This is a genomic window from Nonomuraea sp. NPDC046570 (assembly GCF_040645915.1).
GTDB lineage: Bacteria > Actinomycetota > Actinomycetes > Streptosporangiales > Streptosporangiaceae > Nonomuraea.
The window spans coordinates 18,506-33,615 of record NZ_JBEYZF010000011.1 but is presented as its reverse complement, the minus strand read 5'-3'; the positions used below and the strand labels follow the sequence as shown (position 1 = coordinate 33,615).

15 protein-coding genes are annotated in these 15,110 nt (G+C 70.4%); 5 read left to right on the top strand and 10 right to left on the bottom strand.

All coding sequences use genetic code 11. From position 1 onward, the window contains the following. The first annotated feature begins 16 nt into the window (after window positions 1-16). Both ABZ911_RS19245 and cydB read left to right on the top strand, forming a co-directional pair. Window positions 17-1,390: a cytochrome ubiquinol oxidase subunit I gene (locus tag ABZ911_RS19245; RefSeq protein ID WP_358056976.1), complete on the top strand. Its 1,374-nt coding sequence runs from the start codon at window positions 17-19 to the stop codon at window positions 1,388-1,390. Between the two features lie 9 nt (window positions 1,391-1,399). Next, window positions 1,400-2,407 carry a cytochrome d ubiquinol oxidase subunit II gene (cydB, locus tag ABZ911_RS19240; RefSeq protein ID WP_358056974.1) on the top strand — a complete coding sequence of 336 codons (1,008 nt, stop codon included), beginning with the start codon at window positions 1,400-1,402 and terminating at the stop codon, window positions 2,405-2,407. An 85-nt stretch (window positions 2,408-2,492) separates the two neighbouring features. Here the strand turns inward: cydB and ABZ911_RS19235 are convergent, their stop codons facing one another. From ABZ911_RS19235 to ABZ911_RS19220, 4 genes are all read right to left on the bottom strand, one after another. Then, a complete protein-coding gene (locus tag ABZ911_RS19235) occupies window positions 2,493-2,804 on the bottom strand; it encodes a WhiB family transcriptional regulator (RefSeq protein WP_358056971.1) in 312 nt (103 codons plus the stop codon). Between the two features lie 103 nt (window positions 2,805-2,907). After that, the gene (locus ABZ911_RS19230) at window positions 2,908-3,822 is read right to left on the bottom strand and encodes a sucrase ferredoxin (protein WP_358056968.1); all 915 of its coding nucleotides are present in this window, start codon (window positions 3,820-3,822) and stop codon (window positions 2,908-2,910) included. A gap of 71 nt (window positions 3,823-3,893) precedes the next feature. Beyond that, window positions 3,894-5,384 carry a glycerol-3-phosphate dehydrogenase/oxidase gene (locus tag ABZ911_RS19225; protein WP_358056965.1) on the bottom strand — a complete coding sequence of 497 codons (1,491 nt, stop codon included), beginning with the start codon at window positions 5,382-5,384 and terminating at the stop codon, window positions 3,894-3,896. After that, the gene (locus ABZ911_RS19220; protein ID WP_358056962.1) at window positions 5,381-5,893 is read right to left on the bottom strand and encodes a helix-turn-helix domain-containing protein; all 513 of its coding nucleotides are present in this window, start codon (window positions 5,891-5,893) and stop codon (window positions 5,381-5,383) included. Before ABZ911_RS19220 ends, ABZ911_RS19225 begins: the two co-directional genes overlap by 4 nt. A gap of 67 nt (window positions 5,894-5,960) precedes the next feature. On the opposite strand from ABZ911_RS19220, the gene ABZ911_RS19215 reads away from it, so the two are divergent. Then, entirely contained in the window at window positions 5,961-7,517 is a 1,557-nt protein-coding gene (locus tag ABZ911_RS19215; protein WP_358057597.1) for an FAD-binding oxidoreductase, read from the top strand. Between the two features lie 6 nt (window positions 7,518-7,523). Here the strand turns inward: ABZ911_RS19215 and ABZ911_RS19210 are convergent, their stop codons facing one another. Continuing rightward, entirely contained in the window at window positions 7,524-7,937 is a 414-nt protein-coding gene (locus ABZ911_RS19210) for a hypothetical protein (RefSeq protein ID WP_358056959.1), read from the bottom strand. A gap of 222 nt (window positions 7,938-8,159) precedes the next feature. On the opposite strand from ABZ911_RS19210, the gene ABZ911_RS19205 reads away from it, so the two are divergent. Together ABZ911_RS19205 and ABZ911_RS19200 are read left to right on the top strand one after the other, a co-directional pair. After that, window positions 8,160-9,677 carry a metallophosphoesterase gene (locus ABZ911_RS19205; protein WP_358056956.1) on the top strand — a complete coding sequence of 506 codons (1,518 nt, stop codon included), beginning with the start codon at window positions 8,160-8,162 and terminating at the stop codon, window positions 9,675-9,677. Beyond that, window positions 9,668-11,263 (top strand): bifunctional 3'-5' exonuclease/DNA polymerase, encoded by a 1,596-nt coding sequence (locus ABZ911_RS19200; protein ID WP_358056953.1) that lies wholly within the window; start codon window positions 9,668-9,670, stop codon window positions 11,261-11,263. Before ABZ911_RS19205 ends, ABZ911_RS19200 begins: the two co-directional genes overlap by 10 nt. Here the strand turns inward: ABZ911_RS19200 and ABZ911_RS19195 are convergent. The 5 genes from ABZ911_RS19195 to ABZ911_RS19175 all read right to left on the bottom strand — a co-directional run bounded on the left by ABZ911_RS19195 (window position 11,238) and on the right by ABZ911_RS19175 (window position 15,058). Next, window positions 11,238-12,500, bottom strand: a complete 1,263-nt coding sequence (locus ABZ911_RS19195) for an MFS transporter (protein WP_358056950.1) — start codon at window positions 12,498-12,500, stop codon at window positions 11,238-11,240. The genes ABZ911_RS19200 and ABZ911_RS19195 overlap by 26 nt on opposite strands. 341 nt (window positions 12,501-12,841) lie before the next feature. Then, window positions 12,842-13,399: a DUF6879 family protein gene (locus tag ABZ911_RS19190; RefSeq protein ID WP_358056947.1), complete on the bottom strand. Its 558-nt coding sequence runs from the start codon at window positions 13,397-13,399 to the stop codon at window positions 12,842-12,844. 24 nt (window positions 13,400-13,423) lie between these two features. Beyond that, window positions 13,424-13,663, bottom strand: coding sequence for a hypothetical protein (locus ABZ911_RS19185; protein WP_358056944.1), 240 nt, complete (start codon window positions 13,661-13,663; stop codon window positions 13,424-13,426). A gap of 376 nt (window positions 13,664-14,039) precedes the next feature. After that, window positions 14,040-14,288, bottom strand: coding sequence for a DUF397 domain-containing protein (locus ABZ911_RS19180; protein ID WP_358056941.1), 249 nt, complete (start codon window positions 14,286-14,288; stop codon window positions 14,040-14,042). Beyond that, window positions 14,279-15,058, bottom strand: a complete 780-nt coding sequence (locus ABZ911_RS19175) for a helix-turn-helix transcriptional regulator (RefSeq protein WP_358056939.1) — start codon at window positions 15,056-15,058, stop codon at window positions 14,279-14,281. Before ABZ911_RS19175 ends, ABZ911_RS19180 begins: the two co-directional genes overlap by 10 nt. Between the last annotated feature and the right edge of the window lie 52 nt (window positions 15,059-15,110).

Here is a 15,110-nt window from a genome sequence, read left to right as displayed (position 1 = left end):
ACCTAGTGTGATCAGCATGGACGCGTTGGACCTGGCACGCTGGCAGTTCGGTATCACCACGGTGTACCACTTCCTGTTCGTCCCGGTCACCATAGGCATGTCATTCCTCGTGGCGATCCTGCAGACCGCCTGGGTGCGCACGGGGAGGACGGCCTACCTGCGGGCCACCAAGTTCTGGGGCAAGCTCTTCCTGATCAACTTCGCCATGGGCGTGGTGACCGGGCTCGTGCAGGAGTTCCAGTTCGGCATGAACTGGAGTAGCTACTCCCGCTTCGTCGGCGACATCTTCGGCGCCCCGCTGGCCCTGGAGTCGCTGCTCGCCTTCTTCCTGGAGTCCACCTTCCTCGGCCTGTGGATCTTCGGCTGGGACCGGCTGCCCAAGCGCCTCCACCTGGCCTGCATCTGGGTGGTCGCCATCGGCACGGTGCTGTCGGCCTACTTCATCCTGGCCGCCAACTCCTTCATGCAGTGGCCGGTCGGCTACACCCTCAAGGGGCGGGCGGAACTGGCCGACTTCGGCGCGGTGCTCACCAACAAGGTCGTGCTCGCCACGTTCCCGCACACGATCTTCGGCTGCTGGCTGTCCGGCGGGGTGATCCTGATGGCGATCTCGGCCTGGCATCTGGCCAGGCGACGCGACCTCGACGTGTTCCGCCCGTCCCTGCGGCTCGGCCTGGTGTCCGCCCTGGTCGGCACGCTCGGCATCCTGGTCACGGGCGACCTGCTCGGCAAGGTGATGACCGAGACGCAGCCGATGAAGATGGCCGCCGCCGAGGCGCTCTACGAGACCGAGCAGCCCGCGCCGTTCTCGCTGTTCACCGTCGGCACCCTCGACGGCACCGAGCCGATCTTCTCGCTGGAGGTGCCGTACCTGCTCTCGTTCCTGGCCACGGGCACCTTCGACGGCAAGGTCGAGGGGATCAACGACATCCAGGCGTACTACGAGCAGAGGTTCGGCCCCGGCGACTACCGCCCCTACATCCCGATCGCCTACTGGGGCTTCCGGCTGATGATCGGGTTCGGCATGCTGGCCGCGCTGGTGGCGCTGGTCATGCTCTGGCTCACCCGGCGGGGCCGCCTGCCCGACCGGCCGTGGATCTGGAAGGTCGCCGTCTGGTCGATCGTGCTGCCCTTCCTCGCGCACAGCTTCGGCTGGATCTTCACCGAGATGGCCAGGCAGCCGTGGGTCGTCTTCAGCCTGATGAAGACCCCCGCCGGAGTCTCCCCGACGGTCGGCGGCGCGACCGTGATCACCTCACTGGCCGCCTTCACCCTCCTGTACGGCGTGCTCGCCGTCATCGAGGTCGCCCTGATGATCAAGTACGCCAAGGCGGGCCCGCCCTCCCTGGACGAGCCCACCGACGACGGCACCATGGCCGTCGCCTACTAGGAGCGGAACGTGCAGCTCAACGACGTCTGGTTCGTGGCGATCGCCGTCCTGTGGGTCGGCTACTTCGTCCTGGAGGGCTTCGACTTCGGCGTCGGCGTGCTGCTGCCGGTGCTGGCCAAGGACAACGTGGAACGCCGGGTCATGATCAACACGATCGGCCCGGTGTGGGACGGCAACGAGGTGTGGCTGGTCACCGCGGGCGCGGCCACCTTCGCCGCCTTCCCCGAGTGGTACGCCACCCTGTTCAGCGGCTTCTACCTGCCGCTGCTGCTGATCCTGCTGGCGCTGATCGTGCGCGGGGTGGCCTTCGAGTACCGCGCCAAGCGCGACTCGGCGACCTGGCGGGCGAACTGGGACAAGTGCATCGTGATCGGCTCGTTCGTCCCGGCGCTGCTGTGGGGCGTGGCCTTCGGCAACATCGTCCGCGGGGTCGAGCTGGACCAGCGCCACGAGTATGTCGGCACGTTCGGGGACCTGCTCAACCCGTACGCGCTGCTCGGCGGGTTGACCACGCTGACGCTGTTCACCACGCACGGAGCGATCTTCCTGGCGCTGAAGACCACGGGGGACATCAGGCACAGGGCGAACGTTCTGGCGCTGCGGGCGGGAGTGGTCGCCGCGGTGCTGACCGTGGGGTTCCTGGTCTGGACGCAGTTCCACGGCGGCACGCCGGTGACGGCGGTGGTGGCCGGGGTGGCCGCGCTGGCGTTCGTCGCCGCCCTGGTCGCGGTGCGCGTGGACCGGGACGGGTGGGCCTTCGCGATGTCGGCCGTCGCCATCGGGGTGGGGGTGAGCAGCCTGTTCGCGGTGCTCTATCCGGACGTGATGCCGTCGACGATCGATCCCGCCTACAGCCTGACCGTGGACAACGCCTCGGCCACGCCGAAGACGCTCGGCATCATGAGCTGGGTGGCGGTCGTCTTCCTGCCACTCGTTCTGCTCTATCAGGGCTGGACCTACTGGGTCTTTCGCCGACGGATCGGCACGAAGGACATTCCAGCAGGGGGAAAGGCCTGATCAGGCAGTTGTCCCGACCGGGTTCGAGAGGATCATCGGGACAACTGCGTGATCACGCGAAGAATCTGGGTGCTGCCGGGTGGAACTAGGCGGCGGAGATGCCGGCACTCGCTGCGCGGCGCATGCGACGACGACGCTCGGAGGCGCGCTCGTCCTCGTTCAGGCCGCCCCACGTGCCGTACTTCTCCGGACGGGACAGCGCGTAGTCGAGGCACTCGGCGCGGACGGGGCACTGGGCGCAGATCGCCTTGGCCTTCCGCTCACGCACGTCGCGCTCGGGCTGCCGCTCGCCATCGGGACCGAAGAAGAGCACGAGGTCCTCACCCCGGCACGCGGCATCATCCTGCCAACCCCAGCTGGGGCGCGGGCGGGCGACCTGCCGACGTACCTGAGACATGAGAAAACCACCTTCTTGAGAGGGTATTTCAGTACTTGAGCCGCATTGGACGCTTTTGGCGTCACTGGTCCAAACGCAGCAAAGGACCGTGATGTTCCCGTGATCAGGTGAGGGCGGGCGTGGCGTACCGCACAGGGGTGAGCCTGTCCAGCGAGACCAGCCGGTAGGTCGTGATCGTCTCGGCGCAAGCCGTACCACACGGTGTTTGGAACACCGATGGCTCAACCACTACCTGGAACCGGACGTCTCCGCAGCGCACGATGGCCTCGGTGACGTCGCCGTCCGACCTTGAGGATTCCACGGCCACTTCGCGGACCGAGAGCTCTCCCGTGTGGACACGGGCGAAATGCTCGACGGCCTGCAATGGCTCAGGGATGCCTGCGCGTCCCCGGTAACGGTCGAGAATCACCTCGCCGGACCGGTACGCGTTGACCGCTGCGATCGCAGCAGCCTGAGACATGCTGCCGTAGAAAATTCCGTGTGGCAAGCACACGAGGTTGGCGGCGTATCGATCGCCGCCAACGTGTGACGTTTCCCACACTCTGTCCGGCAAAAATTCTGCCAGCGACCGAGCGAGGGGTAGTCCAATGCGGGCGCAGCACGCATTGCGCTTGGCGTGCGTGCAGACCAGAAATACCGGCTCGTGTTCAAGTATGCAGGACTCCGGGACCACTCCGGCCACGACGGCGTCCAAGTCAAGATCGTCTGGACCTGCGACGACACCGCCGGCCAGCCAGGGTGCGTCCCCGTGCGCGTGCGCTACTAGCACACGGATGCCCTGCTCCCGCGGGCGGGTGCGCTTTCCGGGGCGGCGGATGAGCTGGGGTCTAATACCGCGTTCCTGGGCTCTCCGCACGAGTTCCGCGATTCCTTGAGGAAGGTCGCAGTTCTCCAGATGTGAGGCCCATGGACCCTGGTGTTCGATCAGGAGCCAACTGCGTGCCCCCACCGTGGCGCTGGCCAGGGTGGGCACGTCCCCCGTGTGACATCCGACGGGATGATCGCATCCCCTGGCCATCGCTCAACCCCCCGATCAAGAACTTAGGTAAGACTAACCTAAAGGTAAGGTGGAGGTGGCCGCCGGGGGCCTCAACACGCGAGGGCGGCCGTGGCGGCGGCCAGCGCCGCGGTCCGGTCCTCGGGGACGAGCCCGATCCTGGTCCTGCGATCGAGCAGATCCCCTTCGTCCAGAGCGCCCTCGTGCCGTACGGCCCAGACCAGGTCGCCTAGCGTGAGCCCGAGCCCGACCTCCTCGGGATACCGCCTGACCAGTTCCAGGGCGGCCCCGGCCTCGCCGCCGTACCGCTCGGCCAGCCGCCGGGGGACGCCCACGGCGACCGGGCCCGCGCCCGCCAGCGGGATCCGCGTCGTGCCCGACGGGCCCGCGGGCAGGCCCGCCAGCGCGACGGCCCGGTCCACCGCGTCCTGCGCCATCCGCCGGTAGGTGGTCAGCTTGCCGCCCACCACCGTGACCACGCCCTCGCCCGAGACGAGCACGGCGTGCCGCCGGGACAGATCGGCCGTGCGGCCCGCGGGCGAGTCGAGCAAGGGCCTGAGTCCCGCGTAGGCGCCCGCGACCCGGTCGCGGGTCACAGGCGACCCCAGCACCGTGTTCAGGACGCCCAGGAGGGCGCTGACGTCCTCCTCGGGCGCCTCGGGGACGTCGGGCACCGGGCCCTGCACGGGTTCGTCGGTGAGGCCGACGTAGACGCGCCCGTCCGCCTGGGGAAGTACCAGGGCGAACCTGTTCAGCTCGCCGGGAATCGGGACGTGCAGCCCCGCCCTGAGCCCCGGCAGCGTGCCCGGCCGCAGCACCAGGTGCGTGCCGCGCGAGGGCCGCAGCGTGACGTCGGGCACCAGCCCCCCGGCCCACACCCCGGCCGCGTTGACCACGACCCTCGCCCGCACGGTGAACTCCTCCCCGGTCAGCTCGTCGCGCACCCGCGCGCCGCTCCGGCCCAGCTCCAGCGCCCGGCACCTGGTCAGCACCCGGGCGCCGTGCGCGGCGGCGGTGCGGGCGATCGCCACCACCAGGCGGGCGTCGTCCAGCAGGCGGCCGTCCCAGGACAGCAGCGCGCCGCGCAGGCCGTCCGGTTCGAGCACGGGGGCCAGCTCGCGCGCCCGGCGCGCGCCCAGCCTGGACGGGCCGGGCAGCAGGCGGCGGGGCGTGCGCGCGGCGGCCCGCAGCCCGTCGCCGAGCAGGTAGCCGGTCATCGTCAGCGCGGCCTGCCCGCGGGAGACCGCCGGGGTCAGCGGCAGCAGGTACGGCTGGGCGCGCACCATGTGCGGCGCGGTGGCGGCGAGCAGCACGCCGCGCTCGACCGCGCTCTCCCTGGCGACCCCCACCTGGCCCTTGGCGAGGTAGCGCAGCCCGCCGTGGATCATCTTGGAACTCCACCTGGACGTGCCGAACGCCAGGTCGTGCGCGTCGACGGCGGCCACCGACAGCCCGCGCGCGGCGGCGTCGAGCGCGACGCCCGCGCCGGTCGCGCCCAGCCCCACCACCAGCACGTCCACCTGTTCCTCGGCGACCTGGGCGAGCTCGCGCCGCCTGCGCGCCGCGTTGAGCGAGGACTTCATCGTAGATATTCCTCCAGGATCGTCGCCAGCTCGGCGTCGAGATCGTCGAGCGTGAGGGGATCGAGCATCGTCGGCGCCGAGAGCAGGAACGACTGCGCGACCAGCAGCACCCCGCGCGCCTTCGCCGCATCGCCGGTCACCCGCTCCAGGACCGCGAGCACGGCCTCGTGTGTCGCCCCCCGGCGCGCCAGCAGGTACGGCAGCAGCAGCTCGGGATCGGCTTCGACGATCTTGCGCCACAGCGGGTGCCCGCGCAGCGCCCGCACCCCGGCCACCACCGCGCGCACCGGGTCGCCGGTGTCGAGCCCCTCGACCACCCGCACCCACTCGCGCGTCATCAGCTCGCCGACCAGCGCCCGCACGTCGGGCCAGCGCCGGTACAGCGTCATCCGGGACACCCCCGCCCGCCTGGCCACCTCGGTCAGCGTGGTGCGGCGCACGCCGTACGCGAGCACGCAGTCCCGCGCCGCGTCCAGAACAGGGTCGTCGTTGTGACGATTGGACAACATATGTCACAGTGTAGAGCGAAGGCGACGGGCCCAGGAAGCGAGGCAGTGACAGGTGGACACCGAACCGATGCTCTGGAGCGGCTGGGGCGACCCCGCCAAGGCAGCGGACCTGCCCGAACCGGTCCGCGAGCTGCTGCACGACCTGCTCGGCGTGCGCGCCCCCGCGACCCCCGCCGCCGCCCTATCCGAGGTACGGCTGCCGCCCCCCGCGCTCCCCGGCTCCGCCCTGGCCCGCCTGACGGGCGCGGTAGGCGCCGAACATGTCCGTACCGGCGACGAGACCCGGATCCGGCACACCCGCGGCAAGTCCACCCCCGACCTGCTGCGCATCCGCGCGGGCGACGGCTCCGACGCCCCGGACGCCGTCGTGCTGCCCGGCTCGCACGAGGAGGTCCTCCAGGTGCTGCGCGCCTGCGCCGAGGAGCGCGTCGCCGTGGTGCCGTTCGGCGGCGGCACCTCGGTCGTCGGCGGCTTGGCCGCCGCCCGCGACGGCTTCGCCGGGGTGATCGCCCTCGACCTGGCCCGGCTGGCCGGGCTGCGCTCGCTCGACGCCGAGTCCATGGTCGCCGAGTTCGGGCCGGGCACCCGCGCCCCCGAGGCCGAGCGGCTGCTGGCCGGGCACGGCCTGACCCTCGGCCACTTCCCGCAGTCCTTCGAGTACGCCACGCTCGGCGGGTTCGCCGCCGCCCGCTCCAGCGGCCAGGCCTCGGCCGGATACGGCCGCTTCGACGACCTGGTGGCCGGGCTCACCGTGGCCACCCCGCGCGGCACGCTGGAGCTGGGCCGCGCGCCCAAGTCGGCCGCCGGGCCCGACCTGCGCCAGCTCGTCCTCGGCTCCGAGGGCGCGTTCGGCGTGATCACCTCGCTGCGCCTGCGGGTGCGGCGGGCGCCCGCCGAGAAGGTGTACGAGGGCTGGCGCTTCGCCTCGTTCGCGGCGGGCTCGGCCGCCCTGCGTGCGCTCGCCCAGCAGGGTCCGCTGCCCGCCGTGCTGCGGCTGTCCGACGAGACCGAGACCATGGTCGGGCTGGCCAAGCCGGGGGAGATCGGGGCGGGGGAGCCGGGCTGCCTGGTCATCGCCGGGTTCGAGGGCGCGGACGTGCGGGCGCGGCGGGAGGCGGCGGGAGCCGTACTGGCCGGGCACGGTGGGGTCGCGCTCGGTGAGGAGCCGGGGCGGGCGTGGGCGCACGGCCGCTTCGCCGCGCCCTACCTGCGCGACTCGCTGCTCGCGGTGGGCGCGACCGTGGAGACGCTGGAGACGGCCGGATTCTGGTCGAACCTGCCCAGGCTGTACGACGCGGTGCGGCTCACCCTGCACGCCGAACTCGGCTCACCGCTGGTGATGTGCCACATCTCGCACGTGTACGAGACCGGCGCCTCGCTGTACTTCACCGTGGTCACGGCGCAGAGCGGCGATCCGGTCGAGCAGTGGGAGCGGGCCAAGACGGCGGTCAGCGCGGCGATCGTCGCGGCGGGCGGGACGATCTCGCACCACCACGGCGTCGGCAGGGACCACCGCGACGCCTACGCGGAGGAGATCGGGCCGCTCGGCGTGGAGATCCTGCGCGCCGTCAAGGACCGGCTCGACCCCGCCGGCGTGCTCAACCCGGGAGCGCTCGTCCCCTGACCGGGGTCACCCGGCCATGATCTTGTGAGCCTCGGCGCGCAGGTCGGCCGCCTCGCCCCGGCGGCCCAGCGCGTTCAGCACGTCCGACAGGCACTCCAGGGCGACGACCAGCGGGGCGCCGCCCGCGCCTCGCGACAGCTCCACCGCCTCCTCGGCCAGTGGCAGAGCCTCGGCCGCCCGCCGGTGCCTGAGCAACTGCCGGGCGCCGGTGCGCAGCGCCCGGGCCAGCAGCGCCGTATGTTCCTCCGGGTCATTGGCGGCCAGCGTCCTGCTGAGCGCGATCGCCCGCTCCATGCTCCGCGCCGAGCGCCCGCGCACCCAGGCGCGTGACTGCGTCTCGGCGTAGGCGAGCAGCCCCTCGACCACCGCCGCGCCCGCCGTGCCTCGCCGGGTCGCGTCATCGAAACCGTTCCGGGCCATGACCAGCCCCTCTCGCGTTCGGGACCTTCACACGGGACGGGGGCTGCCCCCGCCGACCTGGCCGCCCCGCAGGTCGACAACCGCTTGCTTGGGGGATGACGTTACCGCGCCCGTTCCCCGCCCAACAAGGGGTTGAACACCTTTCCGTATCGTCTTGATCACAGACGGTGTGCATGTCGGGTCCTGGGTGCATCCGGGAAAGATCGCGGCAAAGATGTGGTCATGGTGGAAGTCGCCGCCGAGCGCGGGAAGCAGGTGTCGTCGCGGACGTCCGAGGAGGGCGCCGGGTGGGCCTGCCAGCAGATCGGCACGTTCAAGGACCTGATACCCAGCCGGCGGAGCTTCTCCTGGCTCCACCCCGCCACCCTGTGGCGCTCGCGCAACGAGATCCTCGCGGGCCTGTTCGGCGACCCGTCCAAGGGGGAGCGGGCGCGCTGGGTGGCCCAGCAGTGCGAACGCGGCGCCGACCCCGAGTTCCGGATCAGGCCCGCCGTGGGTGGCAGCTTCAGCTTCCTGTTACTGGGCGACCCCGGCGAGGGCGACGCCTCGCAGTACGCCGTGGTGCCCGGCCTGCTCAAGATCGGCGCCGGCACCTCGTTCGCGGTCGTGGCCAGCGACGTGATCTACCCGACCGGCTCCGGCAACGAGTACGGCGACAAGTTCTTCCGCCCCTACCAGGGCTACCCGGCCCCCATCTACGCCATCCCCGGCAACCACGACTGGTACGACGGCCTCGGCGGCTTCATGCGCGTCTTCTGCGATGCCCCCGCACTGCCCGCGCGCGCCTCCGGCGGCCCCCGCGCGTGGCTGTGGCGCAAACCCGACAAGATCGACGAGGTACGGCTGGCCCAGGCGCGAGCCCTCCGGGGCGCTCCCGCGCAGCAGGCGGTCCAGCCCGCGCCGTACTGGGCGATCGAGACCGAGAGCCTGCTCATCGTCGGCGTGGACACCGGGATCAGGGGCGAGATCGACCGGGAGCAGGCCGCGTGGCTGCGCCGTACCTCGCTCGACCCCCGGCCGAAGGTGCTGGTCACCGGCAAGCCCATCTACACGCGCAACGTGCACAAGCCGTCCGTGCTGGAGGACGGCGGCACGATCGACGACATCGTCCGCGACCCCGCGCACCGCTACGTCGCCGCGATCGGCGGGGACGTGCACAACTACCAGCGCTACCCGGTCAGGGTGGGCGACCGGGTGATCCAGTACATCGTCTCCGGCGGCGCGGGCGCCTTCATGCACGCCACCCACACCACCGGCCGGGTCGACGTGGCGGGCGTGCACGAGGACGACTTCAAGTGCTACCCGCTGCGCGGCGACTCGCTGTCGTTCTACAGCCAGCTCTACGCCAGGCGGCTGCGCATGAACTGGCTCTACCTCAAGCCCCGCGAGGCGGCCTGCATCATGGCCGACCGGATCCGCAACACGCCGGTGCGGGCGCTCGACCCCGAGGTCGTCATCACCAGGCGGATGCGGTGGGCGGCGAGAATCCTCGGCGCCTGGCCGATGCCGTTCCGGCTGCCGGTCGGCCGGGTGTTCCACCGATACCTGTCGGAGCTGTCCGACTGGGACACCCCGCCGTTCTTCAAGAACTTCCTCCACATCTCGGTCACACCGGACGAGCTGAAGATCCGCTGCTTCGCCGCCACCGGCTGCCTGACGCAGGAGCTCGACCCTCCGCTGGAGGACGAGGTGACCATCAGACTGTCGGTGCCGCCTGGCACCCTGGAGGCGTGTACGTAGCGGTGGCTCCCGACTCCTCCGGCGGTGGGACGATCCGCCCCGCCGAGGGTTCCTCCCGCCATGCCGACGACCTGGCGGCGGCCGTGCGGGAGCTGGAGTCCGGCAGGCCCCGCTGGGTCTGGGCCGACGCGCGCACCGCCTACCCGCCCCTGCTGCGCGCCGGCGTGCGGGTCGCCCGCTGCCACGACCTCGCCCTGACGGAGGGCCTGCTGCTGGCCCACGAGGGCCGTTACGGCGAGCCGCGCTCGGCGCTCGCCGCGCACGCCAGGCTGCACGGCCTGCCGGTGCCCGACGACCCCGCCGGGCCCGCCGCCCGGCAGGACACCCTGTTCGACGAGGAGCGCGCCGAACCGGACGCCGCCCTGCTCCTCGAGGTGCTGGCCGACCAGCGGCGCAGGATCGCCGCGCTGCCCGACCCCGGCCGCTTCCGGCTGCTCGTCGCGGCCGAGTCGGCCGGCGCGCTGATCGCCGCCGAGATGGGCCACGACGGCATGCCGTGGCGCCTCGACGTACACGACCGGCTGCTCACCGAGCTGCTCGGCCCGCGCCCCGTGCACGGCATGCGCCCGGCCCGGCTGCAGGCGCTGGCCGACGAGGTGGCCGCCGCCTTCGGCCACCCGGTCAACCCCGACTCCGTGCAGCAGCTCGTCAAGGCGTTCAAGGGGGCGGGCGTCGCGCTGAAGTCGACCAGGTCGTGGGAGCTCAAGCAGCTCGCACACCCCGCCGTCCAACCGCTGCTCGCCTACAAAGAGCTGGCCAGGCTGTTCAGCTTCCACGGCTGGGCCTGGGCCGACCAGTGGGTGCGCGACGGCCGCTTCCGCGCCGAGTACGTGGTGGCCGGCGTCGTGTCCGGCCGCTGGGCCACCAGCGGCGGCGGCGCGCTGCAGATCCCCAAGGTGATGCGCAAGGTGGTGGTCGCCGACGACGGCTGGGTCCTGATCGTCGCCGACGCCGCCCAGCTGGAGCCCAGGGTGCTGGCCGCGATGGCCGGAGACCACGGGCTGGCCAGGGCCGCCGGCGAGATCGACCTGTACTCCGCGCTGGCCCGCTCCTTCGGCGGTGAACGCGAGAACGCCAAGATCGCGATGCTGTCCGCCATGTACGGCGGGACCAGCGGCGACGCCTCCAAGCTGCTGGCCGTCATGCGCCAGCGCTTCCCGCGGGCCTACCAGTTCGTCGAGGACGCGGCCAAGGCGGGGGAGGAGGGCCGCCTGGTCAGGTCGTGGCTGGGCCGTACCAGCCCGCCGCCCTCCGCGGGCTGGAGGGAGCTCGTCTCCGGCCCCGAAGGCAGCCGCGCGGCCCGCGACCGGGGCCGCTTCACCCGCAACTTCGTCGTCCAGGGCACCGCGGCCGAATGGGCGCTGGCGCTGATGGCGGTCCTGCGCGGGCTGCTGCCCGACCCCGCCAGGCTGGTCTTCTTCCAGCACGACGAGGTCATGGTGCACTGCCCGCTCGACCAGGCCGACCAGGTGATCACCGCGGTCACCGAAGCCGCCGCCGAGGCCAGCCGCCTGCTGTTCGGCGTCACACCGGTCCGTTTCCCGATGGAGGCGGTCGCGGTCAGCTGCTACGCAGACGCCAAGTGAGGGTCAGCCACACCCCGGTGACCGTCACCAGCACGCCGACCGCCATCCCGAGGAACCCGTAGGACAGCCCGCCGACGATCGCCCCCGCGACCACCGTCCCGGTGGCGCCGCAGACGTTCATCAGCAGGTCCGACAGCCCCTGTACGGCCGGGCGGCGCTCGATCGGCACCGCCTCGCTCAGCATCGCCGAGCCCGCCACCAGCCCGCACGACCAGCCCACGCCGAGCAGCACCAGCCCCGCGGTGACCTGCCCCACGCGGTGCTCGCCCGCCGTACCCGCCATCACCGACGCGGCCAGCAGCAGGGCCATGCCGAGCACCAGCACCGGCACCCTGCCCACCTTGTCGGCCAGCCAGCCGACCACCGGCGACAGCACGTACATCCCGGCGATGTGCAGGCTGATGACCAGGCCGATGACCTCAAGCTCCGCGCCCTCGTGGCGCAGGTGCACCGGGGTCATCGACATGACCGACACCATCGCGGTGTGGCTGACCGCGATCGCGATCAGCGCCCGGCGGGCCACCGGCGTGTCCCGCAGGGTCGCCCAGCCGTCCCGCATCGTCCTGTGCTTGCCGGGCTTCACCGCCGCCACGCCGTCGACCGAGCGGGCCAGCACCAGCGGGTCGGGTCGCAGCCCCGCCATGATGATCAGCAGGGCGGCGGCGAAGGCCAGCGCCGCGAACGCGAACGGGCCCGCGGTGCCGACCAGGCCCAGCTCCCTGCCGATACGGTCGGCGGGGTCGGCCAGGTTCGGGCCCGCGACCGAGCCGATCGTGGCCGCCCACACCACCAGCGACAGGTGCCGGGCCGCGTGTCCGGGCGGCGACAGGTCGGTGGCCGAGTACCGCGCGGCCAGGTTGCCCGCGCTGCCTCCGCCCACCAGCACCAGCCCCGCCAGCAGCAGCGGCCACGAGGTGATGGTGATCGCCACCACCGAGATGAGGCAGCCGGCCAGGGCGGCGAGGTAGGCGAGGCCCAGGCCCGCCCTGCGCCCGCCCGTACCGGCCGCGGCCCTGGCGATGGGCAGCGCGAGCAGGGCGGCGCCGAGGACCGTGGCGGTGCCGGCGAAGCCGCTGATGACCACGGAGCCGGACAGCTCGTCGACGACGACGGAACTGAGCGCGAGCCCGACGGCCACGCCCACGCCGCCGGTGATCTGCGCGGAGGAGAGGACGGCGAGGGTTCGGCGCTGAATGGAGGGTGCCGTCACCGGGGGTTTGGCGGGAGCGGTCGTCACCGATGAAGTGTCGCACATTAGCCTAAATGGGACGTCTGTGATACCCGCCACGGCAGGGTCCCTGGCTTCAGCGCCTGGACGCCTCGCCGCGTAGCTCGGCGAGCTCGTACGCGACCTTCTGCAGGTTGCGGATCAGGTTGCAGTAATGGTCCTTCTTCGTCACCAGCGATCGAGTGTCGTCTCGTCGGAGCGAAACAGGAGAAACGCGGGTACGGCCAGCACAATCGCCACCAGCGCGATGCCGAGTATCGGAGCGGAGAAAACGGTGAGGGCTCTCAGTCGCCGAGGACGACCCATTGTCGGAACCTATCCGCAGCGTATGTCCTCGTCCAAATTTCCCGTCACACCGCCGCCAAGAACTCCTCGAGCGGTACGGCCTGCCGCCTAAGCTCTATTGCCTTTTTCTCTAGAGAAGCTATGACGGCGACGTCGTTCGTCACCCACCCTCCCGACTGAAGTCCGATCTCTCCGTAATCGTGAATCAACGCGGTATGCCGGTCGAAAAGGAGAAAATCAAAGAACTCCGTGCCGGGAAGGTTCATGGCCGGATCGCAGCGCACCACTTCGATGTTCTCGCCGAGCTTCACCCGGATCCGGTAGGCGATCAGCTCGTAGCCGAGGTACGGCGTGAGCGGCTCCTGGACCAGACGGATCCGGGCGTAGTCGATGCCTCTGCTCTGGACATCCTGGTAGAGCGGTCGCTCGGCCTCCGCCTCCCGCCGCAGCAGCCGCTCGGCCTCCTGGACGGCACCCCGTTCGTAGGCGGCCTGGGACGTGGTGACCTCGCGCTCCCGATAGCTCTGCCAGCACTCGAGTTTGAGGAACCGCGACTCCACACGTGACCAGGCGTCCAGGAAACACGCCTCGAATCCGTCGAGATCGAGTCGCCTGCCGGTCACGGTTGCCCACTGCGGGGGACGCATTTATTGCTCCGGAATGTCACTCTTCGCCGAGATCAGCGTGGCGCGTGAGATCCACACGATCCGTTCGTCCGCCGCACATCTCGCGTCGTGCAGGGGATTGACGCCGAGCTGGTCGGTGATATCGGTCCCGATGACGGCGAAGTTTCCGTCATCCAATTCGATGATATCCGGCGACCCCGATACGGAGGTCGTGTCGCCACGCTCCAACGGAGTCTTTCCGAGTCGCCGAACTGCCTTCATGTGACCCCCGCTCCTGTCTGAAGAGCCTCATTCCTTCCATATCATCGAAAAAATGGAACCGCAAGAAAGATGATTTAGTTGGAAAATGATTATAAGTGTGGCCAGATCTGCTGGCTCGCCTGCCGGAGTCCACGCTGTGCCCGGCGAGAGCCGATCCGGCTCGGCTCGCCACCCCTTGGTGAGCCACCCGCGCTGCCTCCGCCGTGACGGCGAGCCGTAGAGCGCGGAAGCCTCAGGGGACATGCACCCGGGCGTCAGGGTGCCCGCTCGGCGCGGCCCTCCGCGCCGTCGCCGCCGACGGCATGCGCCTCTGCCTCGACGGTGGTTCGGAATCACATCACCGGAGCTTGGTGAGGGTGGTGGGGATACCGAGATGTCAGGGGTGGTGAGGTAGGTCGAACTCGTTGGCCTTCACGCCGCTGAGGAAGGCTTCCCATTCGGTGGGGGTGAAGAAGAGTTTGGGGCCGTCGGGGTCCTTGGAGTCGCGTACGGCGATCAGCGCGGAGCGTTCGGCCTTGTGGCCGAGGACATCAATGGTGTCGCGGAGTTCCGCGACCTCGACACAGTTCCCACCGTTGTTTCCGCTGAAGCTTGACTTGTGCCACTGCGCTTCACTCAGGTCCATCTGTCCTCTGCCGTTCTCTTAATGAGATCTATCGACATGCCCAGCGGAAGTGCCTCTATGCGAATGGCCTCGAATTGGGCCACTGCCGCTGTGACGTCGTCCTGATCGCTGGTCGTGAGTCCGCGGATGGCTGTATCCAGATACGCTACCTCGGCTCCGCCTTCCAGCGTGGCGATCGCGAACCCCGCCAGAATGCCTGTGCGCACGCATCCGCGCGGCACGACCTGCACGCTCACCTGGGAGCTGGCAATCGCGACCAAGCGTTCTAGCTGGTCACGCACGATCTCGGGGCTCCCGACCAAACGATGTAGGGCCAATTCGTCAATCACACATCGAAGGGTCGGGGGTGGCGGGTTGTCACGGGTAAGAATGGTCTGACGCTCAAGACGGGCAGCGGTCGCCGCCTCGTTGCCCAACAAGGCAAGCGCGTAAGCCTCGGTTTGCAGGAGGCCGGGCATCACCATCGGCTCGTAGATTCGGAGGGTGACGGCGTCCTGTTCCTTGTCCTTCCACTTCCCGAACCAGGACGGGAGGGCTTGGGCCTTCCTCCAGTCGAGGAGCCGGTAGAGGACTCCGTTCGTGTTGAGGATCTTGTCGCATGTCTCTGCGAACTCTGGGCTGGCCGGGAGCTGGCCCGTCTCCACTCCGCTGATCAGGGACTCGCTGAAGTGGATCCTTTCGGCGAGCTGGCCCTGGGTGAGGCCCGCAGATTTGCGGTGATGGCGCAGTTCTCTGCCCCATATCGCCTGGGGTGTATAGAGGTCGGCCACGATGCCCTCCTTGCCGGACTTCAACAACGGCTGCATGAATCCCAGCGCTCGC

What these genes read in the sequence shown, in the direction of transcription:
- ABZ911_RS19180 (WP_358056941.1), bottom strand. Translation starts at nt 14,288, where the DNA reads ATGGACCTGAGTGAAGCGCAGTGGCACAAGTCAAGCTTCAGCGGAAAC.
- ABZ911_RS19245 (WP_358056976.1), top strand. Translation starts at nt 17, where the DNA reads ATGGACGCGTTGGACCTGGCACGCTGGCAGTTCGGTATCACCACGGTG.
- ABZ911_RS19220 (WP_358056962.1), bottom strand. Translation starts at nt 5,893, where the DNA reads ATGTTGTCCAATCGTCACAACGACGACCCTGTTCTGGACGCGGCGCGG.
- ABZ911_RS19230 (WP_358056968.1), bottom strand. Translation starts at nt 3,822, where the DNA reads ATGGCCAGGGGATGCGATCATCCCGTCGGATGTCACACGGGGGACGTG.
- ABZ911_RS19225 (WP_358056965.1), bottom strand. Translation starts at nt 5,384, where the DNA reads ATGAAGTCCTCGCTCAACGCGGCGCGCAGGCGGCGCGAGCTCGCCCAG.
- ABZ911_RS19205 (WP_358056956.1), top strand. Translation starts at nt 8,160, where the DNA reads ATGGTGGAAGTCGCCGCCGAGCGCGGGAAGCAGGTGTCGTCGCGGACG.
- ABZ911_RS19185 (WP_358056944.1), bottom strand. Translation starts at nt 13,663, where the DNA reads ATGAAGGCAGTTCGGCGACTCGGAAAGACTCCGTTGGAGCGTGGCGAC.
- ABZ911_RS19235 (WP_358056971.1), bottom strand. Translation starts at nt 2,804, where the DNA reads ATGTCTCAGGTACGTCGGCAGGTCGCCCGCCCGCGCCCCAGCTGGGGT.
- ABZ911_RS19215 (WP_358057597.1), top strand. Translation starts at nt 5,961, where the DNA reads ATGCTCTGGAGCGGCTGGGGCGACCCCGCCAAGGCAGCGGACCTGCCC.
- ABZ911_RS19210 (WP_358056959.1), bottom strand. Translation starts at nt 7,937, where the DNA reads ATGGCCCGGAACGGTTTCGATGACGCGACCCGGCGAGGCACGGCGGGC.